This window comes from Mycolicibacterium vulneris, from assembly GCF_002104765.1.
Lineage (GTDB): Bacteria > Actinomycetota > Actinomycetes > Mycobacteriales > Mycobacteriaceae > Mycobacterium > Mycobacterium vulneris.
Genome location: NZ_NCXM01000133.1, coordinates 1 through 230, shown reverse-complemented (window position 1 = coordinate 230; position 230 = coordinate 1). Strand labels below are relative to the sequence as shown.

The window sequence follows — 230 nt, the reverse complement described above, 5'->3', positions numbered from 1 at the left end:
ATGAGCGACGTCATCCGGTTGGCCCGCCACGCCCACCACTATCTGGCGATCTTCGACAAGGACAAGGCGCTGGCGCTGTATCACACCAAACGACTCGCCTCACCCGGACAGCGAATTGTGTTGTACGCCAAGGATCGCGGGTGCTCAAACCCCGGCTGCACCGTGGCCGGCTACTACTGCGAAGTCCACCACGTCACCGACTACAGCAAGTGCCACAGCACCGACGTCAA

1 protein-coding gene is annotated in these 230 nt (G+C 61.3%); it reads left to right on the top strand.

Annotated features, from left to right (window positions below):
• Positions 1 to 230: HNH endonuclease signature motif containing protein (locus tag B8W69_RS29695; RefSeq protein ID WP_133058077.1), on the top strand; the 230-nt coding region annotated here is incomplete at both ends.